At 72.7% G+C, this 15,174-nt stretch carries 12 protein-coding genes and 1 pseudogene; 5 read left to right on the top strand and 8 right to left on the bottom strand.

Going from position 1 to position 15,174, the window contains the following annotated elements:
- The first annotated feature begins 129 nt into the window (after positions 1-129).
- The 3 genes from ACFO60_RS33980 (at position 130) to ACFO60_RS33970 (ending at position 2,902) form a co-directional block, all read left to right on the top strand.
- On the top strand, positions 130-1,341 hold the full coding sequence (locus ACFO60_RS33980) for a YbfB/YjiJ family MFS transporter (RefSeq protein WP_380849074.1): 1,212 nt from the start codon (positions 130-132) through the stop codon (positions 1,339-1,341).
- Positions 1,342-1,437: 96 nt separating this feature from the next.
- Positions 1,438-2,439, top strand: a complete 1,002-nt coding sequence (locus tag ACFO60_RS33975; protein ID WP_380849071.1) for a GlxA family transcriptional regulator — start codon at positions 1,438-1,440, stop codon at positions 2,437-2,439.
- Positions 2,440-2,518: 79 nt separating this feature from the next.
- Positions 2,519-2,902, top strand: coding sequence for a ribosomal maturation YjgA family protein (locus tag ACFO60_RS33970; protein ID WP_380849068.1), 384 nt, complete (start codon positions 2,519-2,521; stop codon positions 2,900-2,902).
- A 49-nt stretch (positions 2,903-2,951) separates the two neighbouring features.
- Here ACFO60_RS33970 and ACFO60_RS33965 read toward each other — a convergent pair whose 3' ends face one another.
- From ACFO60_RS33965 to ACFO60_RS33955, 3 genes are read right to left on the bottom strand one after another with little or no spacing between them, the layout of a single operon-like run.
- A complete protein-coding gene (locus tag ACFO60_RS33965) occupies positions 2,952-3,314 on the bottom strand; it encodes an MmcQ/YjbR family DNA-binding protein (protein ID WP_380849065.1) in 363 nt (120 codons plus the stop codon).
- Between the two features lie 60 nt (positions 3,315-3,374).
- Positions 3,375-4,556, bottom strand: coding sequence for an endonuclease/exonuclease/phosphatase family protein (locus ACFO60_RS33960; RefSeq protein WP_380849062.1), 1,182 nt, complete (start codon positions 4,554-4,556; stop codon positions 3,375-3,377).
- Positions 4,557-4,602: 46 nt separating this feature from the next.
- Positions 4,603-5,778 (bottom strand): cytochrome P450, encoded by a 1,176-nt coding sequence (locus ACFO60_RS33955; RefSeq protein WP_380849059.1) that lies wholly within the window; start codon positions 5,776-5,778, stop codon positions 4,603-4,605.
- Between the two features lie 569 nt (positions 5,779-6,347).
- On the opposite strand from ACFO60_RS33955, the gene ACFO60_RS33950 reads away from it, so the two are divergent.
- Positions 6,348-7,415, top strand: coding sequence for an NAD(P)-dependent alcohol dehydrogenase (locus ACFO60_RS33950; protein WP_380849056.1), 1,068 nt, complete (start codon positions 6,348-6,350; stop codon positions 7,413-7,415).
- A 152-nt stretch (positions 7,416-7,567) separates the two neighbouring features.
- Here the strand turns inward: ACFO60_RS33950 and ACFO60_RS33945 are convergent, their stop codons facing one another.
- The 4 genes and pseudogenes from ACFO60_RS33945 to ACFO60_RS33930 form a co-directional block, all read right to left on the bottom strand.
- Positions 7,568-8,785: an acyltransferase family protein gene (locus ACFO60_RS33945; RefSeq protein WP_380849053.1), complete on the bottom strand. Its 1,218-nt coding sequence runs from the start codon at positions 8,783-8,785 to the stop codon at positions 7,568-7,570.
- Positions 8,786-8,839: 54 nt separating this feature from the next.
- Positions 8,840-11,323 (bottom strand): xanthine dehydrogenase family protein molybdopterin-binding subunit, encoded by a 2,484-nt coding sequence (locus ACFO60_RS33940; protein WP_380849050.1) that lies wholly within the window; start codon positions 11,321-11,323, stop codon positions 8,840-8,842.
- On the bottom strand, positions 11,320-12,315 hold the full coding sequence (locus ACFO60_RS33935; RefSeq protein ID WP_380849047.1) for an FAD binding domain-containing protein: 996 nt from the start codon (positions 12,313-12,315) through the stop codon (positions 11,320-11,322). Before ACFO60_RS33935 ends, ACFO60_RS33940 begins: the two co-directional genes overlap by 4 nt.
- A gap of 107 nt (positions 12,316-12,422) precedes the next feature.
- Positions 12,423-12,920 (bottom strand): annotated as a pseudogene (locus ACFO60_RS33930) ((2Fe-2S)-binding protein); the annotation flags it as partial.
- A 137-nt stretch (positions 12,921-13,057) separates the two neighbouring features.
- Here ACFO60_RS33930 and ACFO60_RS33925 point away from each other — a divergent pair.
- On the top strand, positions 13,058-13,711 hold the full coding sequence (locus tag ACFO60_RS33925; protein ID WP_380849044.1) for a TetR/AcrR family transcriptional regulator: 654 nt from the start codon (positions 13,058-13,060) through the stop codon (positions 13,709-13,711).
- A 19-nt stretch (positions 13,712-13,730) separates the two neighbouring features.
- Here ACFO60_RS33925 and ACFO60_RS33920 read toward each other — a convergent pair whose 3' ends face one another.
- Entirely contained in the window at positions 13,731-14,999 is a 1,269-nt protein-coding gene (locus ACFO60_RS33920; protein ID WP_380849041.1) for a histidine kinase, read from the bottom strand.
- Positions 15,000-15,174 lie beyond the last annotated feature (175 nt).

The following is a 15,174-nucleotide window of genomic DNA, read 5'->3' as shown; positions in this document are numbered from 1 at the left end:
TGATTCGAGGGATGGGTGGCCGGATCGACGGCCATGGATGGTGCTTCCTGGTGGCTTGAGGAATTGACGGCCTCACGACACGACCGGAAGGACGATCATCATGTGGTTCACGCGCGGCGAAGGCCGTCCATGACCGCGGTCACCTCTCCGTCCCAGGGGGAGCGTGCCGGCGTCGCGCGGCAGGTGCTGATCGCGCTCGGCCTGGCCGGCGGGCCGGTGGTCGCGCTCGGCTTCACCCGCTTCGCCTACGCCCTGCTGCTGCCTCCCATGCACCAGAGGCTCGGGTGGAGCTACGCGCAGGCCGGCGGCATGAACACCGCCAACGCCGCCGGCTACATCCTGGGCGCCGCGTCCGCCGCGTACTGGGCCCGCAGGCTGGGCGACCGCGCGGCGTTCTGGTGGGGACTGGCGGTGAGCGCCCTCGCGATCGTGGCGACCGCCGCTTCGGCGAACTTCGCCGCGCTGCTGGCGTTTCGGTTCGCCGGAGGGCTGACCACGGCCGTCACCTTCGTCGTGGGCTCGGCGCTGGCCTCCCGTGTCGCCTTCGGCACCCGGCGCCCCTCGGCGCTGCCGATCGCGGTGTACATGGCCGGCGTCGGGATCGGCATGGTGATCTCGGGGATCGTCGTGCCCGCCGCGCTGTCGGCCGGCGACGCGGGCTGGCGGCTGGGCTGGCTGCTGATGGGCGCCGCCTCCGTGGTCGCGCTGCTGCCCGCGTGGCTGGGCGCCAGGCACGTCCCCGAGCCCGCCGGTGCGCAGGCCGCCGTCCTGGCCCGTCGCCAGTTGCGCCGCCTCGCCCCGACCTTCGCCTGGTACGTCCTGTTCGGTGCCGGATATGTCAGCTACATGACCTTCGCGGTCGCGTTGCTGAGGACGCAGGGGCTCGGCTCCTCGGCGACCGCCCTGTTCTTCATCGTGCTGGGCGTCTCCTCGGTGGTCACCACGCTGGCTGTCTGGGGCCACCTGGCCGGGCGGCTGCGCGGCGGACACGCGCCCGCGCTCATCGCGGCTCTGGTCTTCGCCGGCGTGCTGCCCCTGCTGCTCATGACGCCCGGCACGTCCTCGGCCCTGCTGTCGGCGGTCGTCTTCGGCGCCGGGTTCATGGCGGGCCCGACCGCGGCCACCCTGATCGCCCGGCGTATGCTGCCGCCGGCGGGCTGGACCGCGGGCATCGCCCTGCTGACGGTCGCCTTCTCCATCGGGCAGGCCGTCGGCCCGCTGGCCTCGGGTCTGCTCTCCGACGGCGACGGCGGCATCGCCCGGGGACTGTGGCTGTCGGCGGCCCTGCTGATCGTCGCGGCCGCCGCCGCGCTCTTCCAGCGCGAGCACGCCGCGTCCTGACACGGAGGGAACATGTTCGAGAACGGCCACGAGGTCGGGCCGCGCGCCACGGTGTCGCCGCCGCTGGTCGTCTGAGGCGGGGAGCAGACTGAAGCCATGGTCACGCCGCAGCGGCAGGAGGGTCGAACCGTGGTCGTCGTCGTGTACGACGGCGTCCGCCTGCTGGACGTGACAGGGCCGCTGGAGGTGTTCACCATGGCCGGCGAACACGGCGCCGCTTACCGGCCGCTCATCGCCTCGCTCGGCGGGCGGGACATCAGGACCAGCGGAGGCGTGCGTCTGGGCGCGGACGTGGCCCTGGAGGAACTGGACGACGGCGGGCACATCCTGCTCGTTCCCGGCAGCCCCGACGTGGACGCGACGGCCGCCGACGAGCCGCTGCTGAGCCAGGTGCGGCGGCTGTCGGGCCGCGCCGGGCACACGGCCTCGGTCTGCGCCGGAGCGTTCGTCCTGGCCGCCGCCGGGCTGCTGGACGGGCGGCGCGCCGCCACGCACTGGGAGCTGGCCGAGCGGCTCGCCAGGACCTACCCGGGCATCGAGGTGGACCGGGACGCGATCTTCGTCCGGGACGGCGACATCGTCACCTCGGCGGGGGTGAGCTCGGGCATCGACCTGGCTCTCGGGCTGGTCGAGGAGGACTACGGCGCCGGCCTCGCCCGCACCGTCGCCAAGCACCTGGTGGTGTTCATGCAGCGGCCCGGCGGCCAGTCGCAGTTCAGCGTCCGCATGCTGGCCGGCGGGCAGAGCCGCACGCCGCTGCGCCCGGTCCTGGACGCCGTGGCCGTCGACCCGGCAGGCGACCACGGCCTGGCCGCCATGGCGGCGCGCGCCGGGCTCAGCGTCCGGCAGCTCACCCGGCTGTTCCGCAAGGAGACCGGGCTCAGCCCCGCCCGCTATGTCGAGCTCACCCGCCTGGAGAGCGCGCGCATCATGCTGGAGACCAGCGACAGGCCGCTCGACGTCGTGGCCCGCCGCATCGGGTTCGGCTCTCCGGAGACGATGCGGCGGGCGTTCGTCCGCGAACTGGGCGTGCCGCCGGCGGCCTACCGCGCCCGCTTCCGCACCACCCGCCCGGCCGCCTCGGGCCTCCGGTCGTGATCGCGGCGTCTCGGGGGAGCCGCCTCGCCGGCCTCACCGCTCGGACGGCGGGCCTTCGGAAGCGGGGTATCGTTGCCGGATGATGCTCCGGCGGCTGGTCGCCTGCCTCGCCGCCGGTGCGACCGTCGTGGCGGGGCTCGGCGTCCGGGCGGCGTTCGAGGGGGCGGCGGCCAAGTACGCCGGGGACCTGCTGTACACCGTCCTGCTGTACACGCTCGTGCTGGCCGCGGCGCCGCGCCTGCGGCCGGCGCGGGCGGCGGGCGTCGCGCTCGCCGCGAGCTGGCTGGTCGAGCTCGCCCAGCTCACAGGCATTCCAGCCGATCTCGCCGCGCGCAGCCCGGTGGCACGCCTCGTGCTCGGCACGACCTTCAACGCCCCCGACCTCCTCTGGTACGCCGTGGGCGCCCTGCTGTGCTGGACCGTGCACACCACCGCGAGAGCAGCCGTCGCCCACGGCGCGTGAGCCGTGACCCGCGCCGCGTGAGTCGCCCTCGCCCCGTGCTCGTGACGGGTCAGGTGGCGAAAGGGATGCCGCCGGCGGCCTCGTGGGCGTCGACGAGCGGTTGCGGGGCGGTGAGGCACCACGCCTCGGTGACGAGCTCGAACAGCTCGTCGGCGTCGATCTTGTCCAGGTGCACCACGACCCACCCGAAACGGCCGGCGGTGAACTGGACCTCGAACACCTCGGGCCGCTCGGCGACCAGGGCGATCTGCTCCTCGATCGTCGCCTTCAGCCCGACGGTGCGCGTGCGCTCCCACAGGTAGCCGAAGCCCCTGCCGCGCACCTTCAGCGCCGTCCACTCGCCGCCGTCCTCCTGCTTCACCTCAGGCAGCCTGGCCAGCAGCTCGAGGAACTCATCAATGCTCACGCCCATGACCAAACCTCTACCAGAGCCTCCCGACATTTCCCTCCCGGGGCCACCCCGGCCGGCCGCCTACCGCGCCGGCCCGGACAGCGGTGACCACCTCCACCGGGGCGGTGCCGGCGCGGCCGCCATCGCCGGGGCCGCCGGCCCGGCCGCGTTCGGCGCCACCTCGCTCTGACGCTCCGCCACGCTGACGATCAGCGCCTGCGCGCGGTGGTCGGACATGCCGAGCGGGTCGACCAGACGGTAGCCGTGGACGCGGGCCGCCGAGGTGAAGGTCCAGTCGAGCTGCCACAGGGCGGGGCCGCCGGCGGGCCACGACGAGGGATGCAGGTAGGGAGCCGCCCGGTTGGCGCTCTCCATCCGGTCGAACAGCCAGTCCATGTCGCCCATGGCCGCGGTGCTGTTGAAGTCGCCGCTTACCAGGACGGGGCCGGCGTTGGCGCCGGCGTCGTCGCGCAGGCCGTCGAACTGCGCCTTGCGCGCGGCGTTCCTCGCCTGCAGATTGGCGTAGAACCGGGAGGTCAGCGGGTTCTCGTCGAGCATGTACTGCGTGGGGACGTGCACGTTGTACATCGACAGGGTGGAGGCGCCGACGCGCAGGTCGGTCCGCAGCACCTTGGCCAGGTCGAACGCCGCCCGCCACGGCGGCCGGGGCCCGAGCGTCCGCGCCGGCCCGACCGGCGGGGACGCCACGATCGGGTGGCGCGACAGCGTGACCAGCTCGCCGAGGGCGGCGATGTGGTACCCGGGGAACTCCCGGCGCAGGCGGGCCAGGTCGTCCACCTGCCGCGGGTCGCCGCCGACCCAGTTCAAATACTCCTGCAGCAGGTAGACGTCGGCGCGCTGGTCCTTGAGGAATTCGTAGAACCGGTCCGGGTCGTCGCTCTGGTGCCAGTACTCGGTGTTCCACGAGAACACGCGCACGGCGCCGGCCGGCGCGGGGCCGTCGGCTGAGGACGCCACGCCCAGGTTCAGCCCGCATCGGCCGGCGCCGAGGACCAGCGCCGCGGCGGTCAGGACCGCGCACCACCGCCAGGCCCGCCCGGCCAGCGGCGCGGCGGCCAGCAGCACGAGCGGGACGGCCAGGTAGACCAGCGGCGGGGCCAGGTCGGGCAGCAGCCACAGCCAGAACCGGCCGGACAGCAGATGCTGCAGGGCGACGTACGCGAGCCAGGCCCCCGCACCCCAGAGCGGCAGGCGGATCAGCCACCGTGGCGCCTGCGCGGCCGACGAGCGTCTGGAGATCACGCGGCTGTACATTCCCTTCCCCTGTCCCGCCACCCCGCGGACCGGCTCAGCGCGCCACGACCGACGTGGGAAGTGACGCGAACCCGCGCACGTTCGGGTTGTGCGCCCGCACGGCGCGCCCGGCGTCGACCTCGTAGTCCTCGCGCACCGCCGCGACCAGCTCCTCCAGCATGATCCGTGCCTCCAGGCGGGCGAGTCCCGCGCCGAGGCAGAAGTGCCGGCCGACGGCGAACGGGATCGCATCGGCGGTGTCGCGGGCGATGTCGAAGCGGCCGGCGTCGGGGAAGACCCGAGGGTCGCGGTTGGCCGCCCCGGTGAGCAGCAGCATCCGGGACCCGGCCGGCACGGTCGCCCCGTGCAGGACGGTGTCGGCGCTCACCCGGCGGACCGACATCTGACCGGGACCGTCGTAGCGCAGGGTCTCCTCGATCCAGCCGGGGATGTTCCCCGCCCAGGCCGCGGCCCGCTGACCGGGGTGCCGCCAAGCGGCGTGCCAGGCGTTGCCGACCAGCTTGGTCGTGGTCTCGTTCCCGGCGACGCCGAGCAGTATCAGCACAGGGACGATGTCGTGGTCGGCCAGGCGGACCCCGTCGATCTCGGCGCCGATCAGCGCCGTCGTCAGGTCGCCGGCGGGTTCGCGCCGCCGCGAGGCGACCAGCTCGGCGTAGTAGCCGGCCAGGGCGGCCCCCGCCTCCGTCATCGCCTGGCTGGCGCCGCGGACCCCCTCCTCGCGGGCCAGGATCCGCTCCGACCAGTCGCGCAGCCGGTCCCGGTCGTGCTCGGGGACGCCGAGCATCGCGGAGATGACATCGACGGGGACCTTGGTGGAGTAGTCGGCGACGAGGTCGAACGTGCCGCCCTCGGACAGCGCCGCGTCCAGGTGGTGCCGGGCGAGCTTCCTGATCGCCGGCTCCATGGCGGCGACCCGGCGCGGGGTGAAGGCGGCCGACACCAGGGCGCGGACCTGGGTGTGGCGGGGCGGGTCCATCGCGACGAACGAGCCCGTCTGGTGGGCGTCCGGCCCCCACAGCTCCAGGGTGGCCCCGTACGCGCTGGAGAAGCGGCCGCTGTCGCGGAAGGCCGCCGAGACGTCGGCGTGCCGGGACAGCGCCCAGAAATCGAGCTCGTCGTTGCGGTAGAGCGGCGCTTCCTCGCGTAATCGCTCGTAGACGGGCCATGGGTCGGCGTGCAGTGCGTGGTCGAACGGATCGAACTGGAGCACAGGGCATCCTCCCGGGTGGGGAACGCGGCATCCGCCTGGACGACGCCTACCAGCTAAGCAGCCGCGGAGGCGCCGCGATAGCGGCCTGAGACGACGACTCGTCGGGTGAGCCGGCGGCAGCGCCCGCCACCGTGCGGCCGCGTCGGCGCCGACGGCACCACCCGGTGGAACCACTTCTGCGACTCATCGGGCACAAGCCGTCGAAGGAACGCGTCCAGGTTGCGTCCACGAACGATCTGACGGGCCCGATCCCCAGATGAATCACTGTCCGCTGTCCGAGACGCACGGCGAACGCACTTGACGGAGATGGGCAGGAAATTGACCCATCCGGACGATCCGCCACCCGCCTTTCCTTCACCGTGGCCGAAGATCTCCACTGCCCACCACTGAAACCGAATACAGTGATGAACATCCGGTATCGTCGATTGATTCGTCATGTACTGCCACACGCCGATTGAAATCTCAGCTACCCGTTGTGGGCTGGCAGCGATCGGGCCCGTTCAGCGGCAACCGGAACTCCAGCACACCGAAGCGGCCGGTGTCCTGCGGCAGCATGCCGGGGAGGCGTCATGAGGATGCGCGCAGCGCGAATGCACGGATACAAACGGCCGCTGCTGATCGAAGAGGTTCCGGTCCCTGAGCCGGGGCCGGGCGAGGTCCTCGTCCGGGTCCGGGCCACAGGAATGTGCCGCAGCGACTTCCAGCTCCTTGACGGCTACTTTTCCACGGAGCTCGTATTCCCTTATATTCCCGGTCACGAAATCGCGGGTCACGTCGCTCGGATGGGCGCCGATGTTCCTGCTTCTGGCGGTTTGTCGGAAGGCGATCTCGTGGTCGTGGACCCTGCCTGGGGCGACGGAACGTGCCGGCAGTGCCATGAGGGCAACGAGCAACTGTGCACAGGAAGCGGGGGGTGGATCGGCTTCGGGCCGCCCGGAGGCTTCGCCGAGTACGTCACGGCCCCCAGCCGCCACCTCGTCCGCATCGATCCGAGTGTGGATCTCAAGCCTGAGTACCTGGCGCCCTTGGTGGATGCCGGGCTGACCCCCTATCGCGGAATGAAGAAGCTCCGCGCCGCCGGACGGCTGGGGCCGGGACGCACGGTCATCGTCAGCGGGATCGGCGGACTCGGAAGCTACGGCGTGCAGTATGCGGGACTGCTCGGCAGCGGCGCGACCGTGGTGGCGTTCGCGCGCAGCGACGGCAAACTCGCCGTGGCTCGGCAGAACGGCGCCGACCACACCGTGAACACCCGAGGCAAGACGAGCGATCAGGTGCGGGCCGAGCTTGCGGAGCTGACCGGTCGTGGAGAGGCCGACGCCGTCCTGGACTGCTCCGGAGCTCCAGAGTCGCTAGCGCTCAACGCCTCTCTCCTGGCCTGCGAAGGAGCTCTGGTGTCGGTGGGCCTGATGGGCCGGCGTGTCGAACTGCCGCTGTTCCCGTTCGTGTCCGGCGAGAGGTCCTTCTCCGGATCTTTCTGGGGCAACCACAACGACCTCACCGAGGTCCTTGCCCTCGCCGGCGAAGGCCGGATCGAACACACCGTCACGCCGGTCAAGCTCGAGGACATCAACGACAGGCTCGACGCGCTGGCTCGAGGTGACGTGATCGGACGTCAGGTCGTCGTCTTCGACTGATGGGAGCCACCGGGTCGGCTGACCGGGCAGACTCGGTGTCTGACGCCTGGCGATTCCGGGCGGTCGCGCGCCAAGCACCCAAGCGCGCCGACGGAGTCGAACGCGCTCGCGTCCACGGCCGGCTGACGGTCGAACCCCGCATGAGTCACGGTCTAAGCCGCCGGAGAGGCGCTGCGCCGGCGGCCGGCGGGGATGGCCGGGCGGGCGAGCCGGTGGCCCAGCCGCTGGGCGGGGAGTTCGACGAGGCGGTGGGTGACCCAGGCGGCGAGCAGGATCAGCGCCACGAACAGCGCGGCCATGAGGAGCTGGACCTGCCAGGCCGACCAGCGCAGGTCGCCGGTCAGTGAGACGTACAGCCGCAGCAGCGGATGGTGCAGCAGGTAGAGCGAGTAGCTGACCAGCCCGAGCCAGGTGAGCCAGCCCGGGACGCGCCTGTGGCGCAGGGCGAACGCGGCCGCGAAGGTCACGCAGGCGAGCGCGACGGTGGTGATCCACACTCGCGGCGCGGACCACCACCATCCGGACTGCAGGGCGGGGAGCGGGGTGACGGCGACCAGCGCCAAGGTGAGCGCGATGGGCCAGAACGGGCCCGCGCCGCGCTCCCAGCGGTGGACGGCGGTGCCGGCGAACATCACCGCGAGGATGAGCACGCCGAGCCAGGGCACGCGGCTGCCCAGCAACAGCAGCACCAGCGCCATGACGCCGAGCGCGCAGGCGCCGGTCCTGCGGAACCGTCCCGACACCACGCACGCGAGCCCGGCGGCGAACACCCCGCCCGAGACCCACGCGAGCCAGGCGCCCCGCAGCATGGCGGCCGGCACGAGCGCGGCCACGACGACGGCCGCGACCCCGAACAGCAGCGCGGAGGTGGCGCTGCGCCGGTGCGCGCCGGTCACGAAGAGTGCGGTGACCATCAGGTAGAAGACCATCTCGTAGGACAGCGTCCACATGGTGTCCGCCACGCCGCCGACCCCGACCACGTCCAGCAGCATGGTGGCGTGCGCCACCGCCGCGGCGGGGTCGCGCGGCACCGCGTCGCGCACCGGCAGGTACCAGGCCATCGCCAGCACCATGCCGATGACCAGGAGGTACAGCGGGTACAGCCGGAAGGCGCGGCTGATCCAGAACGCGCGCACGTCCCCGTGCCGCTCCAGCGACGCCGGGATGATGTAGCCGCTGACCAGGAAGAACACCAGAACGCCGTAGATGCCGAGGTTGAACCAGTAGGGCCGCAACCACGGGACCACCCACGGCAGCAGATGCTCGCCCACCACCGCGGCGGCCCCGATGCCCCGCAGAGCGTCCAGCCACCGCAGGCGGGCGGAGGGGCTCACTGCGGGCACGGACGGCTTACCAGGCGCGACGGACACCCGACACAACCTACCGAACCGGGTCCCACCGCCGCTTCGGCCGCCCGCGGGGGGTCACAGGAGCTTGTCGGGGGTGATGGGGAGGTCGCGGAGGCGTCTGCCGGTGGCGTGGTGGACGGCGTTGGCGACGGCGGCGGCGACGCCGGTCATGCCGACCTCGCCGACGCCGATGAGGCCGAGGGGCATGGTCGGGTCGGGGTCGTCGAGGTAGCAGACGTCGATCGGCGGGATGTCGGCGTGCACCGGGACGTGGTACCCGCCGAGCCCGGGGTTCATGACGCGCCCGCTGCGCGGATCGACCAGCGTCTCCTCCGACAGGGCCATGCCGATGCCCATCACGATGCCGCCCCGGAGCTGGGAGGCGGCGGTCTTGGCGTTGATGACCGTGCCGACGTCGAAGGCCCCGACCCAGCGTGACACCCGGACCTCGCCGGTGTCGGGGTCGACGCGCACCTCGCAGAACTGCGCCCCGCACGCGGCCTTCACCCAGCGGCGCCGGTCGAGAAGGAACCGCGTCATGAACCGCGCCTGGCCGACCGCTGTGCCGGCGCGCGTGTCGGAGCCGACGGCGGCCTCGACGTACGGGCGGCCCGCACGGGTGAGGATCGCGGCGTACGTCTCGCCGGTGACGGATCCGCCCGCAGAGGCCCAAAGGCCGCCGTCGCGGGCTCGCAGGCCGGCGGCGCGGTGTCCGCGCAGAGGCGAGTCCTTCGACCGCCGGGCCAGGGCGAGCACCGAGCCCCGCAGCTTCTCGCAGGCGGCCGACAGGCTCGCGGCCACACTGGCGGTCTGGGCGGAGCCGCCCGCTCCTGGTCCGGTGGGCAGGTCGGAGTCGCCATATTCCACCCGTACCGCCTCGAACGGCACGCCGAGCGCGTCGGCGGCGATCTGCGCCTGGGCGGTCGCCCCGCCCATGCCCATCTCGTGGAATCCGCACCGCACCAGCACCGTCCCGTCGGCCGACAGGCGCACGGTGACGTTGGCGGCGAGCCGCAAGGACGGGTGGTAGGCCGAGGCGACGCCCATGCCGACGAGCCATCCGCCGTCGCGCATCGAGCCGGGCTCAGGCGTGCGCTCGGACCAGCCGAACCGCCGCGCGCCCAGCGCGTACGCCTCCCGCAGCTTCCGGTGGGAGAACCGCCTGCCGTCGATCGGATCGCGCCCGGGCTCGTTGCGCATGCGCAGCTCGATCGGGTCGATGCCGAGTTCGAAGGCCAGCTCGTCGACCGCGGCCTCGAGCGCGAAGGTGCCGATGGCCTCGCCGGGGGCGCGCATGTAGGTGTTGGAGACGGCGTCCAGCTCGACCAGGTTCTGCCGGAGGAGGATGTTCTCGGCGTCGTAGAGGTGCCGCGACTGGGAGGTGACCTGCTCGCGGTGGCCGCCGACCCGGCCGACCTGCGTGACACTGGTGTGGACGAGCGCGGTCAGGCGTCCGTCGCGGCGGGCGCCGAGCGCGACCCGCTGCGCAGAGGGGGTGCGCCCGCCGACCGTGCGTGAGACGCCCTCGCGGGTGAGCATCATCCGCACCGGCCGGCCGCTCACCCGGGCCGCCATCACGGTGAGGATGGTCCCGGCCCACACCATGGTCTTGCCGCCGAAGGCGCCGCCGACGTACGGCGAGATCACCCGCACCCCGGACGCCGGCACGCCGAACCGCAGAGCGAGGTGGTCGCGCGTCCAGGCCACGTTCTGCGACCCGTCGTGGACGGTCAGCCGGTCGCCGTCCCACGCCGCCGTCGTGGCATGCGGCTCGATCGCGTTGTGGGTGTGCGGCGGTGTCGTGAACCGCAGGTCGACCGACACGGGCGCCGCCGCGAGCGCGTCCTCGGCGTCGCCCTTCTCCGCCGAGCCCTCCGAGAGCATGTCGCTTTTCTGCGGCTTGGCGTTGGGCTCTTCCGCGGCGAAGTCGACGGTGGCGGGCGACGGCTGATAGGTGACCTTCACCAGGCGCGCGGCGTGCTGGGCGGCGTGCAGGGTCGCGGCGACGACGACCGCCACCGGCTGGCCGTTCCAGTGCACCTCGTCGGTGTTGAGGTAGGCGACCGACGTGCCGGAGGCCAGGGTGCTGAGGTTCATCACGCTGACCGGTGGCGGAGGTTTCAGCACCGGCGCGTTGTGGTGGGTGATGACGACGAGCACGCCGGGCACGGCCGCCGCCTCCGCGGTGTCGAGGCCGGTGACGCGCCCGCGCGTGATCGTCGCGTGCACCAGGGCGGCGTAGGCCAGATCGGGATAGGGGTACTCGGCCGAGTAGCGGGCCGCGCCGCTGGTCTTCAGCGGGCCGTCGACCCGGTCGACGGGCCTGCCGACGAGGCGGCCCGCGCCGCCCCCGTGTTCGGGAGCGCGCTGCGGGCCCGGTGCCGCCTCTCGGCTCGGCGCCGTCCGCGCGCCATGCGGGCCGAGCGCGCCATGCGGGCCGAGCGCGTCGTTCGCGTCGTTCGGGTCGTTCGGGTCGTGCGGGTCGTGCGGGCCGTTCCGGCCGAACGTGCCGTTCGGGTCGTGTGCGTCGGGCGGGCTGTGCGCGTCGGTCCGGGTCATGCGGCGCTCCCGTCGATGAGGAGCCGGCGCAGTGTCGCCACGATCGTGCGTCGCGCCAGCTCGATCTTGAAACCGTTGCTGGACAGGGCGACGGCGGGCGCCAGCTCGGCCTCGGCGGCGCGCCTGAACTCCTCCTCGGTGGCGGGCGCCCCGAGCAGGAGCCGCTCCGCCTCGCGCGCCCGCCACGGCTTGGCCGCGACGCCGCCGAGGGCGAGCCGCACGCCGGTGACCGCGCCGTCGCGGACCTCCAGTGCGGCGGCGACCGAGACCAGGGCGAAGGCGAAGGACGCCCGGTCGCGCACCTTGCGGTAGCGGGAGGTCGCCGCGACCGCCGAGGCGGGCAGCTCCACCGCGGTGATCAGCTCGTCGGCCTCGATCGCGGTCTCGATATGCGGGGTGTCGCCGGGCAGCAGGTGGAAGTCGGCGAGCGGGATGCGCCGTTCCCCGCGCAGGCTCTCCACCGTCACCACGGCGTCCAGGGCGGCCAGGGCGACGCACATGTCGGACGGGTGCGTCGCGACGCACCCGTCCCCGGCGCCGAGCACGGCGTGATCGCGGTTGAGCCCCCCGATCGCGTCGCATCCGCTGCCGGGCTCGCGCCTGCCGCAGGCGGCGGCGCCGTCGTAGAAGTAGGGGCAGCGGGTGCGCTGCAGCAGGTTGCCGCCGACGGTCGCCATGTTGCGCAGCTGCGCCGACGCGCCGCTCAAAATCGACTGCGACAGAACCGGATACCGCGCGCGGACCGCCGGATGGGCGGCCAGGTGGCTGTTGCGCACCAGAGCGCCGATGCGCAGTCCGCCGTCCCGCGTCTCCTCCACCCGGTCCAGCGGGAGGCCGGTGATGTCGACGACGGTCGCGGGGCGCTCGATGTCCTGGCGCATCAGGTCGACCAGGTTGGTGCCGCCGCCGATGAACCTCGCACCGGGCTCGGTGGCGATGGCCTGAAGGGCGGCCGGGACGTCCCCGGCGCGCACGTAGGCGAACGGCCTCATCGCCCCGCCTCCGCCCTGGCCGCCGTCTGGACGGCCCGCCGGTCGCCGTCCGCGCGGGGCGCCCCCCGGTCGCCGTCCGCGGAGAGTCCCGCTTCGGCTCGCGTGGCGGCGACCTCGCGAATGGCGTCCACGATGCCGTTGTAGGCGCCGCAGCGGCACAGGTTGCCGCTCATGCGCTCCCTGATCTCGGCGTCCGACAGCTCGGCGCCCGGTGCCGCGAGGTGCTCGGTGGCAAGGCTCGGCGCGCCGGCGGCGTGCTCGGCGAGCATGCCGATCGCCGAGCAGATCTGGCCGGAGGTGCAGTAGCCGCACTGGAAGCCGTCGTGGCGGACGAACGCCGTCTGCAGCGGATGCGGGCCCTGCGCGCCTGAGACGCCCTCGATGGTGGTGATGTCGCGGCCGTCGTACTGCACGGCCAGCGTCAGGCAGGAGTTGACGCGCTCGCCGTCCACCAGGATCGTGCACGCCCCGCACGCGCCCTGGTCGCACCCCTTCTTGGTGCCGGTGAGGCCGAGATGTTCGCGCAGCGCGTCCAGCAGGCTGACCTGTGGCGGCAGATCGAGTGTCCGGGCGGTGCCGTTGACGCGCAGGTGTAGCTCGACCATGTACTTCCTCCTGCCAGGGGACGTCCACCGTCCGATGTCCGCCGACGTTAACAGAACGCTGTACTCTTAACAAGAGAACGGCGTACTCCTAACAAGAGAACGATGGTCTTTTATCGTCGCCGTATGCTTGCTGCGACATGACGCAGCAGGGGTTCCTCCGGGCCAGGCGGCCCGAGCACAAGCGGCAGCGGCGCGAGGCCATCCTCGACGCCGCCCGCGAGCTGGCCATGCGAGACGGTGTGCGCGCGGTCAGCCTGGGCGGGGTCGCGGCCGCCGCGGGGCTGGCCAAGTCCAACGTCGGGCGCTACTTCGGCACCCGCGAGGAGATCTACCTCGAGCTGGCCGCCGAGGCGTGGCAGGACTGGGGCGACGAGGTCGGCGAGCGGCTGCGGGACGCCGGCGACGTCGAGGACATCGTCGCCACCCTGACCGAGACGCTCGCGGCGCGGCCGCTCATGTGCGATCTGCTCGGCAACATCTCCACCAGCCTCGAGCACAACGTCTCGGTGGAGTCCGCCCGCTCGTGCAAGCGCGTCGTGCTGAGGGTCATCGCCGACCTCGCGGCCCGCGTCGCCGCCGCGCCCTCCGGCCTGACCGAGAGCGAGGGGTTCGAGCTGGTGGGGATGGTCACGATGACCGCCGGCCTGCTCTACCCCGTCTCCAACCCGCCGCCGGTGATCCGCGAGCTCTACGCGCAGGACCCCGCCATGGCCGCCGCGTGCCCCCCGTTCCTGCCGACGCTCAAGCGCATGGTGACGGCCGTCGCCCTGGGCCTGCCCGAGCTCCGCTGACCGCCTCCACGCCCGCGCCTCACGGCGCCGGCTGCCCGGTCGCGCGCGCCGCCGCCTGCTCGATGTCGAACTCCTCGTCCTGATCGGCGTCCGGCCTCATGGGGGTTCGGACGGTGAGGTGGAACCAGCCGTCGTCGTCGATGCCGGTGGTGAGGTGGCCGTTGACGGTGTGCAGGCGGGTGGTGAGGTTGCTGAGGCCGTTGCCGCTGTGGGGGGTGGGGGTGGTGGAGTCGGGGTCGGCGCCGTCGTTGGCGATGTGCAGGTGGATGGTGTCGTTGTGGGTGGTGGCGTGGATGGTGGCGTTCTGGGCTTTGCTGTGGCGCAGGATGTTGGTGACGGCTTCGCGTAGGACGGTGGCGAGGACGGTTTCGATGTGGGGGGGTAGGTCGGGGGTGGTGATGGTGGTGGTGACGTCGATGTCGGCGGCGGTGAGGACGGAGGTGGCGGAGTCGGCTTCGGTGGTGAGGGACATGGTGCGGTAGCCGTTGGCGACGGTTCGGACGTCGGTGAGGGCTTGGCGGGCGACGGTGAGGATGTCGGTGATCTCGTCGCGGGCGCGGTGGGGGTGGACGGGGAGCAGGCGGTGGGTGAGCTCGCTTTTGAGGGTGATGGCGGAGAGGCTGTAGCCGAGCAGGTCGTGCAGGTCGCGGGCGACGCGTAATCGTTCGCGGGTGACGGCCATGCGGGCGAGTTTGCCTCGTGCGGTGTACAGCTCGGCCACCAGCGTCGACAGCGAGCTCATGCCGTAGACCACCAGGCCGGTGAGCAGGGTGAAGCCGGTGCCGTAGGCCAGGCCGACGGGGGGCACGTCCTGGACGGCGAGCACGGGCAGGATCCCCGCGCAGGCGGCGGCGTACAGCGCCCAGCGCGCCCGCCCGGGCACCACCAGCAGCACCGACCCTGCCAGGAAGCCGAGCATGCCGCCCCACGCGCTTCCCAGCCACAGGAATGGCAGGTAGGTGGCGAGCGCCTGGAGCGACAGGGTGAGGGCCCTGGTGCGGGCCGGCCAGCGTCGTGGCGCCCCCACCGAGTGGGCGAGCTGCAGGGTGAACACCAGCGCCAGGCAGACGGCGAACCCTGCCAGCCGGGCGGGGGCCGGGCCGGTCACGAGCACGTTCATGATCGTGATCAGCGCGAACCCCGCCAGCATCACCAGGGTGACGGGCAGCACCACCCGGGGAGTCCACCGCTCGCCCTGCGCCTCGCCGGCGGGCGGATGAGGCGGCGCCGCTCGCGACGCCCACCTCGGCTGCTGCAGTGGAAGCCCGCTTGACACTTCGCTGTCCATAGACTCCCGCTCCGAAGTGCGAGGACTGGGAGCGCTCCCATGTCTTCGCCGCGGTACGGGGGTCCATGGATGGTGCGCGCCGTGATCAGGGTCTCAGGGGGGATTCTACTGGGAGATAGGGGTTTGCCGCTCGTCGCCGTGGAGCGCAGGCGTGGTCCGCGGTGGAAGTCTGGCC

Origin of the sequence: Sphaerisporangium dianthi, from assembly GCF_042654065.1 — a bacterium.
In the GTDB taxonomy this organism is placed as follows: domain Bacteria; phylum Actinomycetota; class Actinomycetes; order Streptosporangiales; family Streptosporangiaceae; genus Sphaerisporangium; species Sphaerisporangium dianthi.
Note: the sequence above shows the minus strand (reverse complement) of the source record. Positions and strands in the feature narration are given on the sequence as shown.